The following is a 24449-nucleotide window of genomic DNA, read 5'->3' on the forward strand; positions in this document are numbered from 1 at the left end:
TCCCGGGTCGAGGGATGCGAACACGTCGTCTTTAACGATCACCCGGTCGAGGATCTTGTTCCAGGTGCCGTCCTTGGTCCACAACCGCAGTCGCTCATGCGCTGTTTTCCACGGTCCGTAGCGCCGCCTACAGGACCCGCCTAGGCGAACAACGACAGCAGGCCCTCGGTCGAGCGCACCACGACGTGCGCGGCCGTCCGCTCGGCGTGCGGCCGGTCCGGGCGCTCCGCCTCGTGCCGCCACCGCCGCAGCGCGTCCAGGCCCGCGTCGTAGATGTCGCCCGGGTCCGCGTCCGGCTCGAGGCCGAGCCGGTCCGCCGGGGCCGTGCCCTGCGCGCCCAGCAAGCGGATCGCCTCTTCCGCCGGCTCACCGGACAACGCCGTGCGGCCGCCGGTGATGTCGGCGATCAGGCGCAGTTCGCGGAAGTCGTGGGCGGCCGCGGCGAAGCGTTCCACCCGGGACACCAGGCGGTCGCCGCCCGGGCGGGGGTGCGCGGCCAGCAGCGCTTCCAGCCGGATGATCGCCGTGCGGGCCTTCAGCGCCTCGGCCCGCGCGACGAAACAACCGGCCAGGGTGTCGCGCAGCTCGCCGAGACCACTGCGGCGGACCAGCTCGGTCGACAGCTTGAGCGGCTCGTCGCAGCCGGTGCGGATCAGCGTCAGCGCCAGCCGGACGCCGAACATCCCGAACCGCACCACCAGCGACCGGCGCGTCTCCACGGTGATCGGGCCAGGGAACGCCGGATCGGTGAACGAATCCACCGAAAGCACGTGCCGTTCCAGCTCTTCGCGCGGCACCGCGGCGAACGCCGCCAGGAGGTCGAACTCGTCTTCACGCAGCGAGCGGCCGCCGTAGGCCAGCTGGCCGGCGACCGCGATGACGCCCAGGAACCCCGTGCACAGCGGGTCTTCACGCCAGGCGCGGCGCGCCAGCTGCTTCGCGGTGAGCAACGCGTCGATCCGGCCCGCGCCGACCTCGTCGGCCCGGGACAGCACCAGCACCGAGTTGACCGCGCTCTGCCGCGCGAACGGCGAGCCGCCCGGCGGGTGCGCCGCGGCGAGCTCGTCCGGCTCGAGGTGGCGTACCAGCCGCACCGTCGCGTCCGGGAAGTCGTCGGCCGGGCCGGGGTCGTCCAGCAGCACGAGGTCCCGCAGCGCGCGCGTCGGCCATTCGCCGAGCGCGGCGGCGAGCGTCGTCTTGCCCGACGACGGCGCGCCGGCGAACGCGACGCGCAGCGGCTGCTCGAGCCGGTTCAGGCAGTCGTTCAGGAGCGCCGAAGCACGCGGGTCGTCGCGGTAGAGCCCGGCCGCGGCGTGCAGCAGGTCGCGGACGTCCTGCGTCACGCCGAAAGCTCCCGCCGCTTCCGCCCGGCGATCGTGCCGAGCTCGCCGGCCCGCTGGTGCAGGCCGGCCAGCCGGTCGATCTCCTTGCGGATGTGCCCGGTCCGCCGCTCGCGCTCGGCCGAGCCGGCCAGGATCGTCTCCCGCTCGCGCGTCAGCTCGTCGGTCAGGTCCTCGGCCAGCCCGGTGAAGTGGTCGCGCAGCCGCCGCTGGACGACGCGGATCGCGTCGCGGGTTTCCTTGCTGAACCGCAGGAAGACGTCGTCGACGTGCCGCTGCGCCGCCTGCTTGGCGACGGCTTGGCGGCGCTGCAGCCGCATCCCGCCCTCGTCGCGGATCGTCTTGACGGCGAACGCCGCGCCGGCGCTGATCGAGACCGGGTTGATCAACGGCAGGCCCAGCCAGGGCAGGCTGGTGACCAGGCCGAACATCAGCACACCGCCGTACGAGCCCCGCAGGCCCGTGAACGCCTGCTGGCCGATCTTGAACTTCTCGATCTTCGGCCGCCGGACGTCGTCGAGGCTGTCCACCCCCGAGCCGTCGAGCGGCAGTTCGGGCAGCGCGCGGTCGTACTGGGCGCCGAAGCAGGCCGCGACCGCCTGCGCGGTCCACTGCGCCCGTTCGGTCAGCCACGCGTAGTTGATCTCGACGGCTTCGGCGAGCGCGCCGTCGAGCCACGGCGCGAACTCGTCCCAGACCTTCGCCGGGTCACCTTCGTCGAAGGTCTGGTCGATCGTGTTGACGATCTTGCGCGTCCGCTCGCGCAGGTCGTATTCGACGTCACCCATCAGGTCGGTGATCTCGTCGGAAAGCAGGTTCTGCCACCGGGTGTTCTGCCGCCGCAGGTCGTCCGCCCGCCGTTGCGCGCGCTGCAGCAGCGCCGCCTGGCCGAGCCCGGCGTCTTGGGCGGCGGTGTCGACGCGGTCGCGCAGCGACTCCACGAGCTCGGTCGCCGCGGCCCGGACACCCACCGCGGCGAGCAGCGCCCGCGACTGGTCCACGGGTCGCGCGGCCTGCTCGGCGATCCAGGTGAGCAGTTCGGGAAAACCCGAGCGGGCGTTGAGATCCGCGTCACCCGCCTTCGCGGCGGCTTGGCGCACCACGGCCGAAACCGGCAGAACGGGCGCGTCGATCCCCGCCTCGGCGAGCATCCCGCGGTTGCGTTCGGCGACCGCGCGCCACCCCGGGGAGGCGTCGATCTTGGTGAGCGCCAGCACGACGTGCGGGCACCAGGTGCGCACGTGCCGGGCCAGCGCGAGCTCGGCGGCGCTCAGCGGCGCGGTCGCGTCGGAGACGAGGATCACCGCGTCGGCTTCGGCGAGCAGGTCGAGCGCGGCGGCGGTGCGCGGGGACTGCGGGTCCCCCACGGCCGGGGTGTCGATCAGCACGAGACCGGCCGAAAGCAGCTCTCGCGGCACGCCGACCTCGACGCGGCTGAGCGTGGCGGCGGGCCGGGCGCCGAGCTCCCCGGTGAGGCGGTCGACCGGGACGGGGATCCGTTCCCGGGAGCGGCCGACCAGGGTGGCGGCGGGTTCGGCGGCGTAGCCGATTTCGGTGGGGACAGCGGGCGTCGCGGCGTCGCCGACCGCGCACACAGGCGCGTTCAGCACCGCGTTGAGCAGGTATCCCTTGCCCTGTTTGGGGAAGCCGAGGACGCCGAGCCGGGTCTGCCCGGTCGGCGCGTCACGACGTCTGCGGAGGCGCTCGGCGAGATCGGCGCGGCCGTGCGTGCGGCACGCGTCCAGCGTCTCGTTGAGCACTTCGAGCCAAGCCGGTGCGGTCACAGCGGACGAGTGTCCACGGTTTACTCCCCGTGCGCACACCGGGTGCCCGTCCCGCGGCTGCACCCAGACCGCGGGACGGGCACCGGTGACCGGTTCGGGGATCAGTGCCCGAGGTGGATGTCGTTCGACGCGATGTCACCGATGTGCAGGTTGCCCAGCGCGTTGTGGCTGACGTCCGACACGTCGGAGACGACGTCGTGCACGGCCGAGCCGTTGCCGCTGGCGATGTCGCCGACAGCACCGGTGACCTGGCCCACGGCGTTGTGGTCGACGTCGAGGCCGGTGGCGTTGGTCACGACGTTGGTGACCTCGTGCAGCGGGTTGTGGCCGTGGCCACCCGCGGAGTGGGCGGACTCGCCGGCGCCCTGGAGGACACCCGAGAAGTCGCCGATGTGGCCGGTGAGGTTGTTCACCGCGTCGCTCACGCCGAGGCCGTCGGTCACGTCGGTCACGTTGCTGGTGACGTCGTGGACCTCGGCGTTGGAGATGGCGAGGACCTGCTGGGTCTCGGCGGTGCCGAAGGCGGCGACGTGCGTGGCCTGGTCGACCGCGCCGGCGCTGACGCCCGAAGCCGGGTCGGTCAGGTAGGCCGGGGCCGCGGTCAGGTTGGTGAGGGCGGCCGAGTCGAGGCCGCTCGCCAGGTCGCCACCGAGGATGGCGCCGGTCACGTTGCCGGCCAGCGCGGTCGCGTTGGCGGCGTTGGTGACGTCGTTCACACCGGGGAGCGCGCCGACGGCGGGCAGCTGGCCCACGGCGGGCAGCTCGCCGACGCCGAGGTCGCCGACACCCGGCAGCTCCGGGGTGGCCGGCAGGCCGAGGCCCGCGGTGAGGGCGGTGAGCTGGTCGATCGCGCCCTGGATGCCCGCCTGCGGGGCGTCGGTGCCGAACGAGGACAGGCCACCGAGCTGCGGCAGCGAGTCGACGGCCGGGAGGCTGTCGACCGGCACGAAGTCGAGCACCAGCGGGATGACCTCGTGCACGTCGGCGGCGCTGACGTCACCGAGCCCGGCGGCGGCGAGGGCGCCCTGCGGGTCCGTCCCGAAGGCCGCGAGCGCGGTCGGGTCGTTGAGCAGGTTCAGGGCGAAGTCGTGCAACGTCTGCACGGAGTCCATGGGGTTTTCTCCTGGTCCGGTGATCGGGGGACAGCATCGGCCGCAAGGACCGGTGCTCCGTGATCAAGGTAGGGAGACGGCCCCCCAGCGCACATCGGGGATCACTCCGAGTCGCGGGCCGATCAGCCGATAGGGGATCGATATGTCATCGTTAGGGAGTTAGGGGCTCATCCGAGACGCACTCAGTTGGGTTAAATCCCTCCAACCACTTGCTTGACTAACCCGTTTGGGTGAGGATGCCCCGAGCCCTAGGGGGATTTCGATCCCCTGATCGGCCCCGCGAGGTGAGGAGGAAGCGCCGTTGTCCTACGTCCTCGGGATCGATGTGGCACAAGGGCGTACGCACGCCGCGACCTGCCGGCGGCTGGGCCCCGGCTGGGAAGACCCCGAACCCCTCTGGCTCGGCGAGCGCTCCCCCGCCGCCGCGTCCGCGTTGTTCCTGGACGACGAGGGGTACCTGCTCACCGGCGACGCGGCCGCGCAGGCGGGCGCCCGGGTGCCGTCCCGGCTGCTCACCGGCTTCCACCGGCGCATCGGCGACGACGTGCCGATGCTCGTCGAAGGCGAGGCGTTCCCGCCCGAGGTGCTCACGACCGTGCTCGTCGAAGGCATTGCCGAGCACGCCGCGAACCTGTTCGGCGGTGACCCGCGCCACCTGGTGCTGACCCACCCCGGCGACTGGGGCGCCTACCGCCGTGACGTGCTGCGGCGGGCGCTGGCCAACGCCGGGTTCACCGCGGTCACGCTGGTCCCCGGCTCGATCGCCGCCCTCGGCGCGCACCTGCCGGTCCCCGGCCCGGGCGCGACGGCGGCCGGCGTGTGCGAGTTCGGCGCCGACGGCGTGCACGTCACGCTGGCCACCGCGACCGGCGCGAGCGGGTGGCAGCCGGCCACCAGCGCCGAAGGTGTCGCGCCGGCCGCGGCGCTCGGCACGCTGTTCGCGCTCGCCGGCGCGGCGTCGACGTCCCCCAAGGGACTCGCCGGCGTGGTGTTCTGCGGGGACGTCCCACCGCACGCGCTGCCGGCCCGGCCGCCGTGCCCGGTGTTCGCGGGACCGGTTCCGCCGGCCACCACCGCACTGGGCGCGGCCGCGCTCGCCGCGTTGCGCGCGGACCACCGCGCCACCCCGATGGAACCCCCCGCCATCGAGACGACCCTGCTCCCCCGGGTGGACACGCTCGGTGAGCTCGGCGAGCGGCCACCCCGGCCGCCGGTCGAGATCACGCCGTTCGAGCTACCCGAACGCCCGAACCCGCTGAACCTGTTCCGGCGGCGGCGCCCCCTCGCCGCCGCGATCCTGGTGCTCGCCGCGGCGATCTCGGCCGTGGCGATCACCGTCACCGCCCGCGAAGCCACCGCCGGCCCCGCCCCGTCCCCCGCCCCGAGCCACTGCGCCCACTCCGGCTCCCCCACCGGTGAAGGTCACTGTTGAACACACTGCTGACGCAGGTTCCCCCGCTTCACGCCGTCCCCGTGCACCCCGCGGTGCGGCAGCTGCTCGACCAGGTCACGGCCGAGCCGGCCGCGCCGCTGCGGCTCGCCGTCGTCGCCCCCGGCGGGTACGGCAAGAGCGTGCTGCTCGCCGCGCTCGACCGCTGCTTCCGGGACGCCGGCGTCGAGGCACTGCTCGTCGACGACGCCGACCGCCTCGGCCCCGACCAGCTCGAAGAGCTGCTCACCGGCGCCGACGGCCCGATCGTCGTGGCGCACCGGCCGGCCGCGGTCGCGTCCGGTTGGACGGTGCTGCAGCTCGGCCCCCTGGGCGTCGAAGACGTCACGCGGCTGATGTCGGCCGTGACCGGCTCACCGGCCGACCCGGCGGCCGCGGCGGAGCTGCACGCCCGCAGCGGCGGGGTGCCGAGGCTGGCCGAGCGCGCGTTGCTCGGCCGGCTGGAGGAGTTCCGCCCGGAGCTCGACGAGCTCGACGACGACGTCCTGCGCTACCTGATCGCCGCCGAAGCCGGTGCGGGGCGCAACCTCGACCTGCTGTGCGCGCTGCTGGACCGCGGCCCCGAGCAGCTCCCGCCGGTCGTGGACGCGGCCCGCGCGACGGGCCTGCTCGGCCCGGACGACACCCTGCTCCCCCTGGCGGCGGCCGCGATCCGCGACTTCGGCCCGCCGGCGCGTCGCCTGACGACGGTGCAGCGGCTGGTGGAGCTGCAGCTGGCCAACGGCCTCCCGGTGCTGGAGCTGGCCCGGTCCCTGCTGGGTACGGGCAGCTCCGGCGCGTCCGCGGCGGCGGCGTTCGCGGCGGCGGCGGGCGAAGCGCTGCCGACCGACGCCCGGCTGGCGACCAAGTTGTTCGAGGCGGCGGCCGAGGCGGGCGACCGGTCCGCCGCGGTCACCGCGGGCTGGGCTCGCGCGGCGGCGTTGTCCGGGGACCTGGACACGGCGTTGCGGCTGGGCGACGGCATGCTCGGCGCGGCCGACCCGGGAACCCGCGCCGCCGGCGCGGCGATCGCGGCCACGGTGCTGGCGCATCGCGGCGAGCTGGCGCGGAGTGCGGAGCTGTACCACTGGGCGTCGCGTAGTGCGGAGCCTCAAGGGAGCGCGGCTGCTTTCGCCGCCGACGGGACCGGCGTCGGCCGGGCCGGTTCTCACGCCGGGACCGGCGCGGCTTCCTCCGTCGGCGGCGCTGACGGCGCGAGCCTCGGCGAGTCCGGCGGCTGGTTCGGCACCCGCCGGGCCGTTGGCGACGACCGGCCCGCCGCCCCGCGAATCGGCGGCGCGGACTGGGCGGGCGCCGACGCCTTCGCGGCGATCGCGCTCGTCGGCACCGGCGACCGCGAGGGCGCCCGCCGTCTCCTCGACTCCCCCTCGCCCGGCCTCGCGCCGACGTTGTTCGCCGGGGCGGCGACCCGGATGGCCAGCGGGATCGCCGATTCGGTCGCCGGGTGCGCGACCGAGACGTTGTCCACGCTGCTCGGCGCCGCCGCGATGCTCGAGCCCGCACTCGGCGGCACCCTGCTGCCCGACAGCCCGGCCGCGCTCGCCGCACTCACCGCGTTGCACACCGGGGAGCTGGCGCTGGCGGAGTCCGTGCTGACCCGGGCCCTGGCCGGCCGGACCGGCGGGGACCTCCTCGAGGCCCGGCACCGGCTGTTGCTGGGCTGGGTCGCGATGACCGCGGGCGACCTCGCCACGGCCACCGAGCACCGCGACGCCGTCGCCGGGCGGACGTTGGAGGCTCGCGACGAGCTGTTCTTCGCGACGCTGGAGCTCGGGCTCGCGCGGCGGGCCAGCGACCTCGTCGGGCTGCAGCGGTCGTGGAACCGGGCGTACCAGGCGTCGATGCGGCAGCAGACCGACCTGTTCACGCTGCTGCCGCTGGGTGAGCTGGCGATCGCCGCGGCCCGCACCGGCGCGTACGCGAAGCTGTCCGGTCAGCTGGAACGCGCGCACAACCTGCTGGCCCGGCTCGGCGAGCCTCCGTTGTGGACGGTCTCGTTGGTCTGGCACGAGCTCCACGCGGCAATCACGCTGGAGGACGCGGACGCGGCGAAGGCCCACCTGGCGACGTTGACGACCCACGCCCACTGCGGCCGTCACCCGAGCGCCCTGGCCACGGCGGCCCAGGGCTGGCTGGCGGTGCTGGGCGGCCGGTTCGACCCGGACCCGATCGCCGCGGCGGCGGCCGAGCTGCACGATCTGGGCCTGCGCTGGGACGCGGCGCGGCTGGCCGGCCAGGCGGCGATCCGGACGTCCGACCGCAAGGCGATGGTCCAGCTGTTGGAGGCGGCCCGCCAGTTCCAGGGCACGGCCGCCCGCCGCGACCCGGGAACGACGGAGCCGGCGGCGGCCGGCACCGGCCTGGCGGCGCTGAGTGAGCGTGAACTCGAGGTGGCGCGCCTGGTCGTCGAGGGGCTGACGTACAAGCAGGCGGGCAGCAAGCTGTTCATCTCGGGCAAGACGGTGGAGCACCACATGGCCCGGATCCGCGGGAAGCTGGGCGCGGCGGACCGCCGTGAGCTGCTGGCGACGCTGCGGGAGCTGTTGTCCCGCCCGGAAGCGCAGTAGTCGTCGGTCCCGCCTGGGACACTGGTGGCGTGGACAGCTTGCTCGAAGGGCCTCGCCGTGCGCTATACCGCGCGCGGCGCGACTCGTCGACGTGGCCGGAGTTCGCGTTCGACGCCGGACCGGCCGGAGACCGCAACGCCTCGGCACGTTACGGCTTGCTGCTGGCCCTGCAGTACGACCGCCGCCCGGGTGACCTGCCGTTGCTGCGCTTCGTGCTGCGGCAGCAGATCGACTGGTACCGCGAGCTGGTCGCCAACTACTTCCCGACGGTGTTCTTCCTGGCCGGGTTGCTGGTGGCGGAGCACCGGCGCGTCGAGGACGTCTGGCTGCATTGGGAGGCGAAGGAGCTGAGCTTCGACGCGGCGCTCGGCTACCGCGACCAGCTGCTGCTGACGCCGGGGATCGCGGCGGTGCGCGAAGCGACGGCGTCGGACGATCGGCTGTCCGCGCACCTGGCCCGCGTCCGCTGGACGGACGCGGACGTGGACGCGTGGCTGGCCGACTAGCGCCGCCGGTTCCCGGACGATCCGGCGGCGGAGAGCCTGAAGACGTGGTCCCACCACGCGAGCGCCCTGCGCGACCCGGCGGCGTCCCGCCGTTTCCTGCTGGCCTGGGCGGACGACGAGCCCCGGACGGCGGACACGCTCAACACGGTGCGGTTTTTCCTGGCGGAGCAGGGGTTCCTGACCGAGGCGATCGCGGTGCAGCGGGAAGCGGCGGCTCTCGCGGAGCCGGACGGCCGCAGTTACGCGCTGTGGGAGCTGGCGTCGCTGCAGCGCGAGGCCGGGGATCCGGTGGCGGCCTGGGAGTCCCTGCGCGCGGCGGCGGCCGGGTTGCCCGCGGGCCGGGAGAACAGCATGCCGGGGCTTTGGTGCCAGGTCGCGCGGGAGTGCTTCTCGGTCGTCCCCCTGCTGCCGGTCGAGGTCGCTCGGGCGGCGTTCGACTTGGGCGAGGAAGTGCTGCGCGCCGGGCCGGCGTGGTGGATGAACGGCGCCGTCGACGCGGCGCTGGCCGCGGCGGAGTCGTTGGACGAGGTGGAGGCGCGGGCGCGGGAGCTGCGGCGAGTCGCGGATGTGCAGCTCGAGGCTCACCGCGGGTAGCGCCGGGACTCAGTCTCGGCTGGGGCCGAACCGCTCCGTTCGGATCCGGTGCGGATCGTGGCCCAAGGCCACCAGGATGTCCGCCACCGTCTCGACGAAGCCCGTCGGGCCGCACACGAAGCACGCCGGGCCGAACTCCGGCGGCCAGGCCGCGGTGTTCAGCGTTGCCACGTCTATTCGGCGGGGGATTCCCGGGCGGCCCTCCGGGAGCTCGCGCGTGTGGACGTACGTGATGTCCAGGCCCGCCACCGGCGTCCGCAGCTCGTCCGCGTAGTACTGCTCGGCCGGCGTGCGCAGCGAGTAGATCAGCTTGAACGGCGTGCGGACGCCCGCCGCGCGGCGGGCGCGGATCATCGCCATCAACGGCACGATGCCCGAGCCGCCCGCGACCAGCAGCACCGGCTCCGGGGCCGTCGGGCGCCAGACGAACCAGCCGCCCACCGGGCCGCGGATCTCCACCGGGTCGCCGATCGCGTACGGGCCCGTCAGGTGCTCCGACACCTCACCGTCCGGGACGCGCTGGATCGTCAGCTCCACCCGGTCGCCGTCGGCCGGGGCCGCCAGTGAGTAGCTGCGTTGGGCCCGGTAACCGTCCGCGGCCGTGAGGCGGACGTCGACGTGCTGGCCCGCCAGGTGCCCCGGCCAACCCGGGATGTCGAAGACCAGCGTGCGGGCCGTCGGGGTCTCTTCGCGGATCTCGGCCAGGCGGGCGACCCGCCAGGCTAGTCGCCCTGATAACGCTGTTCGCGCCATGGATCCCCGTAGTCGTGGTAGCCGACGTTCTCCCAGAACCCCGGCTCGTCCCGGGTCTTCAGTTCCAGCCCCCGCACCCACTTCGCGGACTTCCAGAAGTAGAGGTGCGGCACGAGCAGCCGCGCGGGACCGCCGTGTTCGGGGGTCAGGGGCTTGCCGCCGTACTCGTGGGCGATCCAGGCCTGGCCGTCGAGCAGGTCGGCCAGCGGCAGGTTCGTGGTGTAGCCGCCGTAGGAGTGCACCATGACGTAGTCGGCCTCGGTGGTGAGGCCGCCGATCAGGGTGTCCAGCGAGACGCCGCGCCAGCGAGTGTCCAGTTTGGACCACTGGGTGACGCAGTGGATGTCCACAGTGGGCTTCTCGCTCGGCAGGGCCATCAGCTCGGCCCAGTTCCAGGTGTGCTTCTCGCCGGTCTCGGCGGTGACCGTGAACTCCCACGTCTCGGTGCGCACGCGCGGCGTCGGTCCCGCCGACAGCACCGGGAAGTCTTCGGCCAGGTACTGCCCGGGTGGCAGGCGCGGGTTCCCGCTGCGAGCCCGGCCGCGGAAACCCGGGGTCACGACACCCATGCGGCTCTCCTTCCCACCTCGCGCCGAGCCTACGCCCGCACGCGCAGTCCGAGCGACGTGACGAGCACCGCAGCCTGTTCGGGTGACACGATCGCGCCGGCCAGGTCGGCGTTCGCCACGTCGAGCGCCGAGAGGTCACTGCCCCGCAGGTCCGCGCGCGGCAGCTTGACGGCGTGCAGCATCGCCGCCGACAGGTCGACGTCGGCGAACACGGCGTCGGCGCAGTTCGCCCCGGTGAGGTCGGCCTCGCGCATCCGCACCTGGTGGAACCCCACCGACCGCAGGTCGGCGCCCGCCAGCCCGGCGAACGACCAGTCGCCGCCGGTGACCCGGAGCGGGCGAAGCTCGCACTCGGTGAACGTGGCGCCGACGAGCTTGCACCCGGTGAACTCGGCGTCGAAGAAGTTGCACCGTTTGAAGGAGCAGCCGGTGAAGGCCGAGTCCTCGTGCCGCGACGCGTTGAAGCGCACGTTGCCGAACACGCAGTCGGTGAAGACCGAGTTCCGCGTGACCGCCTCCGAGAAGTCGACCTCGAGGAACTCGCAACGCACGTAGTGCCGTCCGGTGAGCTCTTCGCCGTACCAGTCGTCACCGCGGAACCGCTGTTCTTCGACGGGTGGATCTTGCGTGGCATCGGGCACCCCGTCAGGCTAGCGGCAGTTGCCGACGCCGAAGGGGCCACACATGCTTGACGCGCACGCCGTCCGGGCCGCCGTGCCGATGACTGCCGCGGTGGACGCGGTGCGGGAGGCGTTCGCCGAGCTCGCCGCGGGTCGTTTCCAGGTGCCGCAACGGTTGTCCTTCGGCGGCGGCACGACGCTGGTGATGAGCGCCTGCCACACACCGACGTCGACGACGGTCGTGAAGACGCTCAGCCTCGTCGCCGGCCGGACGCCGATGATCGTCGGGACGCTGATGTGGAACACCGAGGCGGGCCAGGTGGTCGCGGACGCGATCGAGGTGACCACGCTGCGCACGGGCGCCGCTTCCGGCGTCGCGACGGACCTCCTGGCACCACCGTCCGCGAGCCGGCTCGCCCTGCTCGGCACCGGAGCGCAGGCTGCCGACCAGGTGCGCGCGGTGGCCGCGGTGCGCCCGGTGACCGCCCTGGCGGTGTTCGGCCGCGACTCGTCGCGCGCGCTCGCGTTCGCGGAGCGGGTGGGCGCCGAGTTCCCGGGCATCGCGACCCGGGTCGCGACGTCCGCCGCCGACGCGGTTTCGGATGCGGAGATCGTCTGTTGTGCTACCTCGTCTTCGACTCCTCTGTTCGATGTGGACGACCTGCCGGAGCGGGTTCACGTCAACGCGATCGGGTCTTACCTGCCTTCCATGCGGGAGCTTCCGGCCGAGCTGCTCGCCACGGCCGAGTGTGTGGTCGTGGATCAGGTCGAGGCTGTGCTCGAGGAGGCCGGCGAGGTGATCCACGCTGTGGAGAGTGGATTGCTCGAACGGACGTCGCTGGTCGAGCTTGGTGCTGCGCTGCGGACACCTCCTGTGGTCGGTGGGCGGACGGTGTTCAAGTCCGTGGGGCTGGCGGTGCAGGACTGGGCCATCGCGCGGTTGCTGGGTGACGCCGGACCGCGCTGACCGAGGTGGGCGCGGGACCGAACTCGCGTGATCGGGAGCCGGACTCGCGTGATTCAGGACGGGACTCGCGTGATTGAAGGCGGAACTCGCGTAACCGGGGACGGACTCGCGTGGCTGATGGCGGGACTCGCGTGATCGAGGACGTGACTCGCGTGATTGGGCGGGACTCGCGTGTGTCTGGAGGGGCATCACGTGTGATTGGGCGGGTATTGAGCGTGATCTGAGGGGCATCAGCGGGGCGGCGGAGAGTAACGGGAGCCGCCGAACGGCGCAATCTTGGGGTTGGCGCGTTTGATCTGTCACCCGATCCGGGAATTTCGCGGGCATGTCTCCTTGGCGAACCACCACCAGACGGAACACGGCCGTGCGGGTCATCACGGCGATCGGCGCGATCTTCGCGGGGATCGAAGTTCTCTACATGATCATGGTGCTGGCCGGTGCCAACGCCGGCAACGCCTTCTTCGTCTTCATCAAGTCACTGGCCGTTCCTCTCGCTTTGTTCTTCCCGGGTCTGTTCCCGGTGAGCAACCCCAGCCTGGCCGTGATTCTCGACTTCGGTCTGGCCGCGGTCTTCTGGTTGGTCGTCACCGGCATCATCGCCCGCTTCGCCGGCCGGTGAGCAGTAGCGTCACTGAAAGACTGTCACCGAGAGCTGTGGTGCCGCCGCTGGTACGCGCCAGCGGCGTCACCACCCCGGCCTCGGCACCGGCCGCCGCCTTCGGCGACACTGGAGGGATGAGTGACGGCAGGTGGTTCGACGGCTGGTCGCCCTGGCCCGAGCTGGCCGGGCTGGCCGCGGCCGGGCGTTCCCTGTTGCCGAACGTCCCGGTCACGCCCGGCGCCCTCGTGCGCACCGTCACCGAACAGCTCGTCGGCCGCCGGCTGACCGCCAAGGTCGACGGTCGTGACGTCGGCCTCACCCTCACCGAGCTCGACTACCCCGCCGACAGCCTCCGGCTGGCCACCGGCCGGATCGGCGACGTCCGGATCGTCGCCGAGGACGTCGACTGGCCCGAGCCCGAAGGCGACCGCATTCCGCTGCGCCGCGTCACCGTGCTCGCCGAAGACGTCCGCCTCCGCTCGCTGCCCACGCCGTCCGCCAAGCCCGCCCGCGTCGAACTGCGGATCGCCGTGTCGGCGGACGTGCTGCGGGAGCGGGTGGCGAAAGTCCGCCCCGGGATCGTCGCCGCGCCCGCGGAAAGCGGGCTGCTGCAGATCCACTGGGCCAAGAAGCCGCACTGGGGCCACCTGACCCTCGAGGCTCAGGTCGAAGACGACGCCGTGGTGCTCGTGCCGCGCACCCTCCACATCGGACAGCGGACACTCCGCCCGCCGAAACGCTTCCAGCCCATCGTGCTCCCCCTGCCGGAGCTCCCGCCGGGGGTAAAGCTGACCAAGGTCGAGCCACGGCACGACGAACTGGTGCTGCACACGGTGGCCGAGGAATGGCCGGAACGACTCTCCCGCATCCCCCTCGCCGATCTGCTGAGCTGGTTGACCACCGCCGCGGTGACCCTGACTTTGCCGAAACTCGGTACACGTCCATGAGATTCAAGCTACTCGAACGCGCGTTCGAGTAGCATCACTCACAAGGGTAAGACCGAAGACTCACGCTTCCCGGTCCCGCAGATACCGCGTGTGATCGGCCTGCCGGTCGACTTCAGTGGCGTAGAACCGCTCGGCCACCCGGTGCGCCTCCGCCTCCAGCAAACCCAGCTGCGCCACCAGTTCCTCCCCCGCCCCGGCCCGCCGCGAGGCGAACCACCACGGCAGGTTCAGGTAGGTTTCCAGCGACAGCGGCAGATCCGTGCGCACCAGGCGCACAACGGCGTGCTGAAGATCGGCGTCGGCAGCAAGACGCGCGGGCTGCGCCAGCAGGTCCCGCAACACCTGAGCGACGCGCCCCACGGTGTCCACAGTGGACGCCGGCATCCGCGAGGCCTGCGAATAGACCCTCCGCACCAGCGTCTCCAGCGAGGTGCGCAGCTCGGCCGAGGTGTCCGGCACCAGCCGGACCTTCTCCGACGGCGCGAGCAGCGCGCCCACCAGGTACAACGCCACGACGACGAACGGCCAGAACCACCCGACCACCCCGGTCAGGTACAGCACGACGCCGATCAGGCCGCCGACGCAGCCGGCGAGGTTCTTGGTGGACCCCAGATAATGCAGCATCATTGGTACCCGCGGATCTCCTGGAACACGTCGGACAGCTGGACCTTCCGCGCGTCGAACACCTTCCCGCCGGTCATGGTGGCCACCTGGGTCAGCTCGTCGCTGCTGCCCTCCCCGAACAGCACGGTGAACACCGGCACCTGCTTCATCGCGGGCGGCACCGAGCCGAACGACGCCTGGAAGCCGGCCAGCGACGAGCCGTTCGCGTTCTCGCCGTCGGTCATCAGCACGATCGAGGTGAACCGGTCCGGATCGCGCGCGGCCAGGGGTTCCAGCACGCGGTAGGCCTCGGAAAGGCTGTCGTAGATCGCCGTGCCGCCGCGCGCGGTCAGCCCCTCGGCGAACGCCTTGAGCTGTCCCAGCACCGCCGCGGGGTTCTGCTCCGGCACGGTGAAGGTCTGCGGCCGCCCCGGCGACGTGCTGAACGGCAGCATCGTGACCTCCTCGCGGCTGCGGAACCGCCGGAACCGGCCGGTCAGCGAGTCGTCCGCGCCGGTCAGCCCGGCCAGCGCGGTCTTCAGCGAGTCGATCCGGTCGCCCGCCATCGACCCGGACGTGTCGAGCACGTACAGCGTCCGCGACGGGCGGCGGATCTTGTCGAAGTAGGCTTGGAGCAGGGCGTCGACCGCCTGCTGGGTGGCCGGGAACGGCAGCTCGACGAGGTCGCGCGCCGTGAACTGCGGCCCCAGCGCGACCCCAGGGACGACCGGGCGCCGCTGGGTGGTGTCCATGATCTTCTTCTGGACGTCCGGCGTGCGCAGGTAGTCCGAAAGCCGCTGGTGCGCCGACCGCGCGTCGTCGCCGGCGGAAGCCAGCAGGGAAAGCGGGTAGTCGGCCGTGACGACGCCGTCGCTCGGGTAGACCAGCGTCAGCGGTTCCGGCAGCTTCCCGGACGCGTTCGCCGACAGCAGCACGGACTCGTAGTTGATCAGCCCGTCGACCTTCTGCCCGGGATCCTGGCCGGTGGCACGCCGCGTGTACGCGTCGGACAGCCAGCCCGAGGAACCCGACGAAAGCGCTTGCGCGCTGAAGAACTGCGTCAGCTGCGGCGTGACGGCGGCGATCTGCCGGGCGTCGATCGCGTTGCCCGCGCCCGCAAGCGCCGAGGCGACGCCGACCAGCGCCGAGAACCCCGAGTTCGACGCCGACGGGTCCGTCATGCCGTAGCTGAACGCCTTCTTCCCGGCCTGCGCGGCGATCTCGCCCCAGCTCACCGGCTTGCCGGCCCAGCCGAGCCGCTGCACCACCGACGACGCCAGCCCCAGCACCACCGGCGAGCTCATGATCTTGACCTGGTTACCGAGCCGCTTCGCCGCTTCGGGAATGCCCGCGAGGTAGCGGTTCGAGGAGAACCAGACGGCGTCGTACTTGCCGTCGACGCTCCCGTTCGCCAGCGCCTCGGCGCCTTCCAGAGTCCCGGTGAAGGTGAACTTGACCGTCACTCCGGTGGCGCGGGCGGCTTCGTCGAGCTCCGGCTGCATGTCGGCCAGCTCGCTGCCCGCGAGGATCCGCAGCGTCCCCGGCTCGGGATCCCCCAGCGGCGCGGACGACGAGTCGGAACACCCCGCCACCAGCAAAGCGCTCAAGACGAGCGCCAGGACTTTTCTCATGCTTCCCCCTCGTGCGACCGGCGCAGGTGGTCTTCGGCGCGGCGGATCTCGCCGGACAGCGATTCGACGGTCGCCGCCATCGCGGCGACGGCCTCGGCGCGGAACCCGTCGATGGCGTCGATCGAGGCGTAGATCCGGTCGAACGACTGCCGGATCGTCTCGGTCGCCACGGCCGGGTCGCTGCTCGCCTTGCGGATCTCCGCCGACTGCAGGTCCAGCAGCTCGGTGTTGGCGCGGATCAGCCCGTCGGTGGTCGCCTGCAGGGCCGCGACCTCGTCGAGGACGTCCCGCTGGCTCGCCAGGGCACCGCTGACCAGCAGCGCGACCCGCAGCGCGGACACCGTCGTCGACACCGCCCGCTCGACGCCGCGGATCAGCTCGTCGTTGTTCTTGCGCACCAGGTCCAGCGCGAGGTAGCCCTGCGCGCTGACCGCAAGCTGGGTCAGCAGGTCCTGGTGCCGTTGCCGGATCGGGTACAGCACGTCACCGCGCAACGCGTTGGCGCGCCCGGGATCCGTCAGGTCGAAGACGCCGGCCTGCGCGTCGATCGCGCCGTCGACGGCTTCGGCGAGCGCGGCCGCTTCGGCGAGCTTCCCCATCACCTTCCACAGCCGCTCGCGCTCGCCCTTGATCGAGGCGTTGTCGCGACGCAGGACGTCCTGGCGGCCGCGCAGGTCGACGACCAGCGCGTTGACCGGCTCGTTCGCCGCGCGGTAGCGGTCCAGCGCGCGCTTCGCGCCGGCCGCGGCCGGGAACATTCCCAGCAGCTTGCGGCCGGTCAGCGGCAGCTTGGCCGGGTCCAGCTCGGCGACGGTCCGGCGCAGGCTCGCGAGGCTCGTCGTGACGCCGTCCTGCGGGGCCACCGCCGTGCGCAACGACCGGTCGAGCATCGTGCCCGCGACGCCGGCCGCCGCGCGCATGTCGGCCTCGCCGACGGTCAGCAGCTCGTCGAGCAGGTCGGTGAACTCCGGCGACCGGACGTCGAGGGCTTCGAGCCGGGACGCGAACTCCGAAGCGCGAACGGTGACTTCCGACCGCGTGTCCGCACTGAGCGTGATGAGGCCGGCGGCGCGCTCGGCCGGGATCGGGGCGACCGGTTCGGGTGGGCTGAGGGCGAAGTCCATGTCAGTACTGCTTGCCGACGGCGTCGAGCAGCCGCTCGAGCGTCTCGAACGACGGCGGTTCGACGGCGTCCACCAGATCGGCCGGCACGTGTGCCGGAGCGGCGACCTCGGCGAACAGCTTCGGGTCGGTCGTGCGGAAGCCGAAGGTCGCGGCGAGCTTGCCCAGCTCGGGGTCGGTCGCGAGCAGCTGACCGACCTTGTCGCCGTCGGAGGTCAGCGGCACCAGCGTGTGCTTCGAGTACACCGTCGGCGCGGTGTAGAGCATCCGCATGTCCGGCCGGATCGAGCCGTCGCCGCGCACCACGCGGTCGACGAACTGCGACTCGTAGATCAGCGCCAGCGGCGTCTTGCCCATGCCCGCGGACAGGTAGTCCTCGAACGGCCCTTCGGTGCTGTTCTGCGTGTACCCCTGGTCGAGGAACAGCTTCGCCACCGACGGCAGCACCTTCGCCTCTTGGTCGGGCGTGCTGACGACGGCGTTCCCGTTGGCCACGAAGGAAACGATCGACAGGTACATCGCCGCGGAGTTCGACTCGCGCGGGTCGGTCGTGGTGACCAGGACGTTCTTGCGGGCCGGGTAGGTGGTGTTGCCGGGCAGCTGGTCCCAGCGCGTCCCGGCCTTCGCCAGGTCGAGGTACTTCGCGATGTCGAGGACGTCGTAGTCGCCGGCGCCCTTGTGCACCACGCCGTTGGCGCGAAGCAGCGCCACGATCGGCTCGAAGGAGGCGACCGCCATCGGCGACTGGAACGGCGTGTAGACCGTGGTCACCTTGCGGTCCCGTTGGATCTTCTGCGCCGCCGGCGAGGACGACGGGAACGCGAAGGCGTACTTCCCCAGATCGACGGCCGTCGCGAGCTGCCGCGACCCGGCGGTGTCCACGTCGACCTTCAGCCCGTGCTTGGCGAACGCGTCGATGACGCGCTGGTCGGTGAAGAAAGCCTGCTTCTCCGACCCGATGACGCCGCGCACGGTGGTCAGGTCGCCGCCCTGGGCGGAGTCGTCACCGCGGCCCCAGATGATCACGGCGACGACGGCCAGCAGCAGCACCACGGCCAGCCCGATGGACACCTGGCGTTTCACGAACCACTCCCCTCGACGGGCTTTCGCTCATTGGACGCGGGAGCGGGCCGGTTCGAAGTGAACGGTGGGTGAAGGAACGGTCTCAGGTCACCGGGAACCAGGTCCCGGACGCCCATTCCGTGTCGCCCCAGGCCTTTCGCTCGTCCGGGCGTGGGTCGAGCACCAGATCGGTGTCTTCCCGGAAAACCAGCACCGGCCGGAGTTCGGGGCCGTACGGCGGCCAGTCGGGACCGTCGGCGTCCGCGACGCCGTCGCGGACGAACCGCACCCAGGCGCGGTGGATCAGCACCGCCGCGCGCTCACGCTTCGGGTTCACCTGGGTCGCCTCCGCGAACAGCGGCAGCGGTGTCTTCCACGCCATCGTCGTCTCGGTGCCGTGGCCGCCGTCGAGCTGCTCGGGCACGCCGGGCGCGGCGATGTCGATGCGGTAGCGGTAGACGGGCGCGTGCGCGGACTGCGCGTCGGCGAGGCGCTGCGTCGGGATGCCGTAGCGCTCGTCGCCCAACGCGGCGATCTTCGCGGCCTTCAGGTCGGGGACGCGGCGAAGGTACGTGTCGAGAAGGTGCGCAGCGCCTTCGTCGCCGAGGATGCCCTCGAGCACCCCGGAAGCCGGCGCCGTCGCGACGTCCTCGCCGAGCATCATCGCGTACGTGCTGCCCTCGTTGCTGTTGCAGCCGACCAGCAACGGGATCCCGGCCGCGCTCCCCCGGCGGATCGGCTCGAGCGGCACCTCCGGCAGCACCCGCGGGTGCAGCGTCGGCCGCCAGAGCCACAACGCCTGGAACCCGGTGAGGATCCGTTCCTGCGCCTCGACGAACTCCTTGGCAGGCAACGCCCTGAGCGCCGCCAGGTCGTGGCAGCCGACTTCGTCCAGGAGCCGGCGGGCCAGCGCCGTCCCGGCTTCCGGCGTCGCGACGTGGTCCGCGCCGCCGCTGCTGCTGATGGCCTGCGCGAACAGGCCCGCGCCGAGCGGGCTGCCCATCAGGTTCCCGACGCTCTTCGCGCCCGCCGAAACGCCGTAGACGGTGATCCGCGCCGGATCGCCGCCGAACGCGGAGACGTTGCGGCGCACCCACTTCAGGGCCTCGACCTGGTCGAGGAACCCGCACACACCGGCGTCCTCCTCCGCGGAGCCGAAGATCCCGGCGAGGTGCAGGAAGCCGAGCGAGCCGAGCCGGTAGTTGATCGTGACGACGACGATCCCGGCGCGTGCGAACTCCTCGCCGTCGCCCAGCTGTTCGCCGTGCCCGACGCGGTAGCCGCCGCCGTGCAGCCAGAAGAGCACCGGCCACCCGCCCTCGGGGGCGGGCCCGTCCGGCGTGCAGACGTTGAGGTACAGGCAGTCCTCGTCGCAGACCGCGGCCGGGTTCATCGGGTCCGGCGACTGCATCGCGTGCGGGCCGTACTCCGTCACGACGTGCACCCCGCCGGACAGCGTCGACGGCCGCGGCGCCTGCCACCGCAGCTCGCCGACCGGCGGCCGGGCGTACGGGATGCCACGCCACACGCGGACGCCGTCGCCCGCCAGCCCCACCAGCGCCCCGAGCTCGGTCGTGACCGTCGGGACGGTCGCCATCAGAGCGAGGCCTGCTCGACCGTCGGCAGGCAGACCTCGAACCGGGTGTTCCCGGGCTCGGACTCGACACGCAGGTCACCCTGGTGGCGTTCGACGACGATCTTCCACGAGATGTCCAGGCCGAGCCCGGTGCCCTCGCCGACCGGCTTGGTCGTGAAGAACGGCTCGAAGATCCGCTGCCGGATGTCCGCCGGGATGCCGGGGCCGGTGTCGCCGATCTCGACGCGGATCTGGTCGTCGACGCGCCAGGTGCGCAGCGTCAGCGTGCCCTCCCCGGCCATCGCGCCGAGCGCGTTGTCGATGATGTTCGTCCAGACCTGGTTCAGCTCCGCCGGGTACGCCGGGATCTTCGGCAGGCTCCGGTCGTACTCCTTGACGACGCGGACCCCGGTGCCGATCTTGCCGGAGAGCATCACCAGGGTGGAGTCGAGGCCGTCGTGGACGTCGACCCACTGGTGTGGCGCGCGGTCCATCTGGGAGTACTGCTTGGCCTTGCCGACCAGCGCGGAGATGCGCGTGGTCGAGTCCTCGATCTCGCCCATCAGCATCTCGGTCTCGAGCGCGTAGGCGAGCCAGCGGACGGCGCCGTCGATGAAGGTGTCACCGACCTGCTCGAGGACGTTGTCCAGGTCGGTCGTGGTCAGCCCGGCGCGGACGTAGATGTCGGCGAGGTCCCAGCCCTGGTCGATGCCGCGGTCCTCGAACCAGTCGGTGATCTCGTCCTCGCGGTCGGCCTGCTGCATCGCGGAGAGCTTCTCGGCCTGCGCGACCTGCTTGACCAGGCGTTCCTGGACGTCGATGAGCTGGTAGAGCAGCTCGGGCTCGATGTCCTTCTTGGCGAGGAAGGCCAGCTTGTGCCGCATCCCGGCGACGCGTTCGCGCAGGGCGGACGTCGCCCGGACGGCGGCCGCGGCCGGGTTGTTCAGCTCGTGCGTCAGGCCGGCCGAAAGCTCGCCGAGGGCGAGCAGGCGGCGGCGCGAGCCGATCACGGTGTCGCTGTTGCGCCAGCCGAGGTACATGCCCTCCAGCAGGTGCGTCGCCATCGGGAACCACCGGCGGAACTCGAAGGAGAACTCCTTCGAGGGCAGCGCCAGGAACGTGACGTCGGACAGCGCGCGCACGGTCGCGTTGTAGACGTGCTCGCTGTCCTGGTGCACGAAGAACTGCGTCGCGCCGAAGTAGGCGCCGCGCTGGTCGGACCGGTTGGTCTCCACCTCGGTGCCGCTGACCATGCGCGTCATCCGGATCGCGCCGTTCAGCAGGACGTAGAAGCAGGTCGCCTCGCCGCCCTCGCTGATGACGGTGGAGTCGGCCGCGTACTCCTCGAGCACGGCGTTGGCGGCGACCCAGTCCAGCTGGTCCTCGGAAAGGTGTTCGAAAAGGAAGAGCCCGCGAAGCTCTTCCCGCGGCAGTGCGCTCATTGTTCCTCCAGGTACCGGTGTACCAGCGTCACGGCCATCGCGCCCTCACCCACGGCCGAAGCCACCCGCTTGACCGACTGCGCCCGCACGTCACCGGCCACGAACACGCCGGGAACGGACGATTCGAGGTAGTGCGGATCACGGTCGAGGGTCCAGCCGGCGGGGCGCTGCCCGCTCGCCACCAGGTCCGGGCCCGTGCAGACGAAGCCGTGCTCGTCGCGGTGGATCGTCTCGCCGAGCCAGTCGGTGCGCGGGACCGCGCCGATGAAGATGAACAGGTGCCCCGAGTCGACCGTCTCGGTGACGCCGTTCTCGCACAGCGTGAGCCGCTCGAGGTGCTCGTCGCCGTGGGCCTGCTTGACCGTGGTGTGCGTGCGGACGTGGATGTTCTCGATGCCCGCGATCTGCTCGATCAGGTAGTGCGACATCGACGCTTCGAGCGATTCCCCGCGCACCAGGATCGTGACGTCGCTGGCGTGCCGGGAGAAGAACACCGCGGCCTGCCCGGCGGAGTTCGCGCCGCCGACGATGTAGACGTGCTCGCCCTTGCACTCGGGGGCCTCGGTCGCGGCCGAGCCGTAGTAGACGCCGCGGCCGGTCAGCTCCTCGATGCCGTCCGCGTCCAGCGCCCGGTAGGTGACGCCGCTGGCGAGGATCACCGAGTGCGCGGCGATCTCGCTGCCGTCGCCGAAGGTGACCACCCGCGACGAGCCGCGGGCTTCGAGGCCGACGACGTCGCGCGCGGTCAGCACCTCGGCGCCGAACTTCTGGGCCTGCCGCCGCGCGCGGTCGGTCAGCTGCGCGCCGGAGACGCCGTCGGGGAAGCCGAGGTAGTTCTCGATGCGCGAGCTGGTGCCGGCCTGGCCGCCGGTGGCCTTCTTCTCGACGAGGACCGTGCGCAGGCCCTCGGACGCGCCGTAGACGGCCGCGCCGAGGCCGGCCGGGCCGCCGCCGATGACCACGAGGTCGTAGAACTCCTGCGCAGGCCGGGTCGACAAACCGACCGCGTCGGCGATCTCGCTGCCGGTCGGGCTCTTGAGGACGGTGCCGTCGGGGGTGACGACCACCGGGATGTCGCTCTCGGTGGCGCCGGCGGCCTGCAGGATCCGGCCGGCCTCGTCGTCCTCCACCGAGTACCAGCGGTACGGGACGGCGTTGCGGGCGAGGAAGTCCCGCAGGTGGAACGACGGCGAGTTGTAGCGGTGGCCGATGAGCTTGACCTCTTCGACCGGCTTGTCGCCGACCGCCTTCCAGGTCTCTACCAGCGCGTCGATCACCGGGTAGAGCTTCTCCTCCGGCGGGTCCCACGGCTTGAGCAGGTAGTGGTCGACGTCGACGACGTTGATCGCCTGGATCGCGGCGTCGGTGTCGGCGTAGGCGGTCAGCAGGGCGCGGCGGGCGTGCGGGAACAGGTCCATCGCCTTCTCGAGGAAGGCGATGCCGTCCATCTGCGGCATCCGGTAGTCGGCGAGGATGGCCGCGACGGCGTCGCCGCGCAGCTTGATCTCGCGCAGCGCTTCGAGCGCGTCCGTGCCGGAGTCGGCGCGGATGACGCGGTAGTCCTTCCCGTAGCGGCGCCGCAGGTCACGGGCGACCGAGCGGGACACGGCGGGATCGTCGTCGACGGTCATCAGGATCGGCTGGCTCACGAGATGCAGCCTACGGCGCTTCTCCAGCCGTTGGGGAAGACCGCCGCTTCGGCACCTGGACCCGCTCCAGGTCCTCGGCCACGACGATTTCGCCGTCGAACTCGGCCTTCGCCTCCTCCAGGAAGCGCGCCGGGTCGGGGTAGCGCTGGGAGAAGTGGGTCAGGACGAGCTGCCGCACACCGGATTCGGCGGCGACGCGAGCGGCCTGCTGGGCGGTCAGGTGGCCGAAGTCACGGGCCAGGTGGGTGTCCTCGGCGAGGAAGGTCGACTCGATCACGAGCGTGTCCACGTTTTCGCTCAAGGCGTAGACGGCGTCGCAGAGGCGGGTGTCCATGACGAACGCGAACCGCTGCCCGGGCCGGTGGGTGCTGACGTCCTCGAGCGTCGTGCTCCCGAGGTGGCCTTCCCGCTGGAGGCGGCCGACGTCCGGGCCGCTGATGCCGCGTTCCGCCAGCTTCGCGGGGAGCATCGTGCGGCCGTCGGGCTCGGTCAGCCGGTAGCCGAACGCCTCGACCGGGTGACTCAGGCGCCGGGCCTCGAGGGTGAACTTGCCGGTGGCGATCGGCCCGTCCTCGGCGATCGGGTGCTCGCGCAGGTCGGCCGTCTCGTAGAAGGCCGTCGCGTGCCGCAGCCGCTCGAAGTAGTGCGCGCCCGACGCCGGGAAGTGGGCGTGGACGGGGTGCTTGACCTTGTCCAGCGACAGCCGCTGGATCACGCCGGACAGGCCGAGGCTGTGGTCGCCGTGGAAGTGCGTGACGCAGAGGCGGGTGAGGTCGGTGGCCGCGACGCCGGCCCGGAGCATCTGGCGCTGGGTGCCCTCGCCGGGGTCGAAGAGGATGCCCTCCCCGTCCCAGCGCAGGAGGTAGCCGTTCTGGTTGCGGTGGCGCGTGGGCACCTGGGACGCGGTGCCCAGCACCACCAGTTCGCGGGTCGACACACCCGCACGCTACTCAGGCCGCGGGCGTGGCGTCCCCGAGTTTGCGCAGCCGGAAGGCCAGCACGAGCAGCATGATCCCGTAGATGAGCGCGTAGACGCCGACGAGCAGCGCGATGCCGAACGCGCCGGCGATCGGGTTGATCACGATGAGCACGCCCGCGATCACCGAGATCGCGCCGGCCGCGATCAGGAACGCCTCGCCCCGGATCTGCTTGCGCAGCCGGATCGCCGCGGCGATTTCCGCGACGCCGGTGACGATCGCCCACAGGCCGACCAGCAGGGCCAGCAGCAGGACGGTGATGCCCGGCCAGACCAGGACGAGGACCCCGGCGACGATGCCGAGCGCGCCGAGGATCCCGTACGCGGCGCGGTGGGCCCCGTCGCCCGGGCGGAAGGCCTGCATGAGGCCGCCAACGCCGTCGATGATCGCGTACACGCCGTACAGGATCGCGAGGACGAGGACGGTGGCGCCCGGCCAGATCAGCGCGAAGAGGCCGAAGAGCACCGCGAAGACACCGCGGACGGCCGCGATCGGCCAGGCCTGGCGGGGTTCGACGACGGAAAACGCAGCGAAGGAGGTCATGAGCCGCTCCTCGGGTGTTTGGGACACCCAGTAT

At 72.1% G+C, this 24449-nt stretch carries 22 protein-coding genes; 7 read left to right on the forward strand and 15 right to left on the reverse strand.

The annotated features are described in order from the left end of the window. Positions 1 to 140: 140 nt before the first annotated feature. The 3 genes from M8542_RS46025 to M8542_RS46035 form a co-directional block, all read right to left on the reverse strand. The gene (locus M8542_RS46025) at positions 141 to 1343 is read right to left on the reverse strand and encodes a GTPase (protein ID WP_257926745.1); all 1203 of its coding nucleotides are present in this window, start codon (positions 1341 to 1343) and stop codon (positions 141 to 143) included. Continuing rightward, complete coding sequence (locus M8542_RS46030) at positions 1340 to 3124, reverse strand: P-loop NTPase family protein (protein WP_257926746.1); 1785 nt, start codon at positions 3122 to 3124, stop codon at positions 1340 to 1342. Before M8542_RS46030 ends, M8542_RS46025 begins: the two co-directional genes overlap by 4 nt. A 101-nt stretch (positions 3125 to 3225) precedes the next feature. Beyond that, complete coding sequence (locus M8542_RS46035) at positions 3226 to 4236, reverse strand: IniB N-terminal domain-containing protein (protein ID WP_257926747.1); 1011 nt, start codon at positions 4234 to 4236, stop codon at positions 3226 to 3228. Positions 4237 to 4537: 301 nt separating this feature from the next. Here M8542_RS46035 and M8542_RS46040 point away from each other — a divergent pair, with 301 nt between their 5' ends. The 4 genes from M8542_RS46040 (at position 4538) to M8542_RS46055 (ending at position 9353) form a co-directional block, all read left to right on the forward strand. Continuing rightward, complete coding sequence (locus tag M8542_RS46040; protein ID WP_257926748.1) at positions 4538 to 5668, forward strand: Hsp70 family protein; 1131 nt, start codon at positions 4538 to 4540, stop codon at positions 5666 to 5668. Beyond that, on the forward strand, positions 5665 to 8253 hold the full coding sequence (locus tag M8542_RS46045) for a helix-turn-helix transcriptional regulator (protein WP_257926749.1): 2589 nt from the start codon (positions 5665 to 5667) through the stop codon (positions 8251 to 8253). The genes M8542_RS46040 and M8542_RS46045 overlap by 4 nt, the downstream gene beginning before the upstream one ends. 29 nt (positions 8254 to 8282) lie before the next feature. Further along, positions 8283 to 8759 (forward strand): hypothetical protein, encoded by a 477-nt coding sequence (locus M8542_RS46050; RefSeq protein WP_257926750.1) that lies wholly within the window; start codon positions 8283 to 8285, stop codon positions 8757 to 8759. Between the two features lie 147 nt (positions 8760 to 8906). Continuing rightward, on the forward strand, positions 8907 to 9353 hold the full coding sequence (locus M8542_RS46055; protein WP_257926751.1) for a hypothetical protein: 447 nt from the start codon (positions 8907 to 8909) through the stop codon (positions 9351 to 9353). A 9-nt stretch (positions 9354 to 9362) separates the two neighbouring features. On the opposite strand, the gene M8542_RS46060 is transcribed toward M8542_RS46055, so the two are convergent. Genes M8542_RS46060 through M8542_RS46070 form a run of 3 tightly spaced genes read right to left on the reverse strand, consistent with a single transcriptional unit; the run spans position 9363 to position 11316 of the window. After that, positions 9363 to 10106, reverse strand: coding sequence for a ferredoxin reductase (locus M8542_RS46060; RefSeq protein WP_257926752.1), 744 nt, complete (start codon positions 10104 to 10106; stop codon positions 9363 to 9365). Beyond that, positions 10076 to 10675, reverse strand: a complete 600-nt coding sequence (locus M8542_RS46065) for a sulfite oxidase-like oxidoreductase (RefSeq protein WP_257926753.1) — start codon at positions 10673 to 10675, stop codon at positions 10076 to 10078. The genes M8542_RS46060 and M8542_RS46065 overlap by 31 nt, the downstream gene beginning before the upstream one ends. Positions 10676 to 10704: 29 nt before the next feature. Further along, positions 10705 to 11316 (reverse strand): pentapeptide repeat-containing protein, encoded by a 612-nt coding sequence (locus tag M8542_RS46070; protein WP_257926754.1) that lies wholly within the window; start codon positions 11314 to 11316, stop codon positions 10705 to 10707. A 43-nt stretch (positions 11317 to 11359) separates the two neighbouring features. On the opposite strand from M8542_RS46070, the gene M8542_RS46075 reads away from it, so the two are divergent. From M8542_RS46075 to M8542_RS46085, 3 genes are all read left to right on the forward strand, one after another. Next, complete coding sequence (locus tag M8542_RS46075; RefSeq protein WP_257926755.1) at positions 11360 to 12262, forward strand: ornithine cyclodeaminase family protein; 903 nt, start codon at positions 11360 to 11362, stop codon at positions 12260 to 12262. Positions 12263 to 12626: 364 nt separating this feature from the next. Continuing rightward, a complete protein-coding gene (locus tag M8542_RS46080; protein ID WP_086865576.1) occupies positions 12627 to 12881 on the forward strand; it encodes a hypothetical protein in 255 nt (84 codons plus the stop codon). Positions 12882 to 12997: 116 nt separating this feature from the next. Next, positions 12998 to 13810, forward strand: coding sequence for an LmeA family phospholipid-binding protein (locus M8542_RS46085; RefSeq protein WP_257926756.1), 813 nt, complete (start codon positions 12998 to 13000; stop codon positions 13808 to 13810). Positions 13811 to 13870: 60 nt separating this feature from the next. On the opposite strand, the gene M8542_RS46090 is transcribed toward M8542_RS46085, so the two are convergent. The 9 genes from M8542_RS46090 to M8542_RS46130 all read right to left on the reverse strand — a co-directional run bounded on the left by M8542_RS46090 (position 13871) and on the right by M8542_RS46130 (position 24415). Beyond that, a complete protein-coding gene (locus M8542_RS46090; protein ID WP_257926757.1) occupies positions 13871 to 14437 on the reverse strand; it encodes a hypothetical protein in 567 nt (188 codons plus the stop codon). Further along, a complete protein-coding gene (locus M8542_RS46095) occupies positions 14434 to 16044 on the reverse strand; it encodes a substrate-binding domain-containing protein (protein WP_257926758.1) in 1611 nt (536 codons plus the stop codon). Before M8542_RS46095 ends, M8542_RS46090 begins: the two co-directional genes overlap by 4 nt. Then, a complete protein-coding gene (locus tag M8542_RS46100) occupies positions 16041 to 17168 on the reverse strand; it encodes a toxic anion resistance protein (protein ID WP_257926759.1) in 1128 nt (375 codons plus the stop codon). The genes M8542_RS46095 and M8542_RS46100 overlap by 4 nt, the downstream gene beginning before the upstream one ends. Before the next feature lies 1 nt (position 17169). Continuing rightward, positions 17170 to 18249, reverse strand: coding sequence for a hypothetical protein (locus M8542_RS46105; protein WP_257926760.1), 1080 nt, complete (start codon positions 18247 to 18249; stop codon positions 17170 to 17172). Between the two features lie 82 nt (positions 18250 to 18331). Continuing rightward, complete coding sequence (locus tag M8542_RS46110) at positions 18332 to 19825, reverse strand: carboxylesterase/lipase family protein (RefSeq protein ID WP_257926761.1); 1494 nt, start codon at positions 19823 to 19825, stop codon at positions 18332 to 18334. Then, positions 19825 to 21246: an ATP-binding protein gene (locus M8542_RS46115; RefSeq protein ID WP_257926762.1), complete on the reverse strand. Its 1422-nt coding sequence runs from the start codon at positions 21244 to 21246 to the stop codon at positions 19825 to 19827. The genes M8542_RS46110 and M8542_RS46115 overlap by 1 nt, the downstream gene beginning before the upstream one ends. Next, positions 21243 to 22895 carry a response regulator gene (locus tag M8542_RS46120; RefSeq protein ID WP_257926763.1) on the reverse strand — a complete coding sequence of 551 codons (1653 nt, stop codon included), beginning with the start codon at positions 22893 to 22895 and terminating at the stop codon, positions 21243 to 21245. The genes M8542_RS46115 and M8542_RS46120 overlap by 4 nt, the downstream gene beginning before the upstream one ends. 10 nt (positions 22896 to 22905) lie before the next feature. Continuing rightward, complete coding sequence (locus M8542_RS46125; RefSeq protein WP_257926764.1) at positions 22906 to 23832, reverse strand: ribonuclease Z; 927 nt, start codon at positions 23830 to 23832, stop codon at positions 22906 to 22908. 13 nt (positions 23833 to 23845) lie between these two features. Continuing rightward, positions 23846 to 24415, reverse strand: coding sequence for an HdeD family acid-resistance protein (locus tag M8542_RS46130; RefSeq protein ID WP_257926765.1), 570 nt, complete (start codon positions 24413 to 24415; stop codon positions 23846 to 23848). Between the last annotated feature and the right edge of the window lie 34 nt (positions 24416 to 24449).

The organism is Amycolatopsis iheyensis (assembly GCF_024703995.1).
Lineage (GTDB): Bacteria > Actinomycetota > Actinomycetes > Mycobacteriales > Pseudonocardiaceae > Amycolatopsis > Amycolatopsis iheyensis.

Bases quoted from the DNA above. Each gene is read 5' to 3' on its own strand.
- M8542_RS46075 (WP_257926755.1), top strand. From the start codon at position 11,360: ATGCTTGACGCGCACGCCGTCCGGGCCGCCGTGCCGATGACTGCCGCG.
- M8542_RS46065 (WP_257926753.1), bottom strand. From the start codon at position 10,675: ATGGGTGTCGTGACCCCGGGTTTCCGCGGCCGGGCTCGCAGCGGGAAC.
- M8542_RS46115 (WP_257926762.1), bottom strand. From the start codon at position 21,246: ATGAGCGCACTGCCGCGGGAAGAGCTTCGCGGGCTCTTCCTTTTCGAA.
- M8542_RS46035 (WP_257926747.1), bottom strand. From the start codon at position 4,236: ATGGACTCCGTGCAGACGTTGCACGACTTCGCCCTGAACCTGCTCAAC.
- M8542_RS46100 (WP_257926759.1), bottom strand. From the start codon at position 17,168: ATGGACTTCGCCCTCAGCCCACCCGAACCGGTCGCCCCGATCCCGGCC.
- M8542_RS46090 (WP_257926757.1), bottom strand. From the start codon at position 14,437: ATGATGCTGCATTATCTGGGGTCCACCAAGAACCTCGCCGGCTGCGTC.
- M8542_RS46060 (WP_257926752.1), bottom strand. From the start codon at position 10,106: ATGGCGCGAACAGCGTTATCAGGGCGACTAGCCTGGCGGGTCGCCCGC.
- M8542_RS46095 (WP_257926758.1), bottom strand. From the start codon at position 16,044: ATGAGAAAAGTCCTGGCGCTCGTCTTGAGCGCTTTGCTGGTGGCGGGG.
- M8542_RS46110 (WP_257926761.1), bottom strand. From the start codon at position 19,825: ATGGCGACCGTCCCGACGGTCACGACCGAGCTCGGGGCGCTGGTGGGG.
- M8542_RS46085 (WP_257926756.1), top strand. From the start codon at position 12,998: ATGAGTGACGGCAGGTGGTTCGACGGCTGGTCGCCCTGGCCCGAGCTG.
- M8542_RS46130 (WP_257926765.1), bottom strand. From the start codon at position 24,415: ATGACCTCCTTCGCTGCGTTTTCCGTCGTCGAACCCCGCCAGGCCTGG.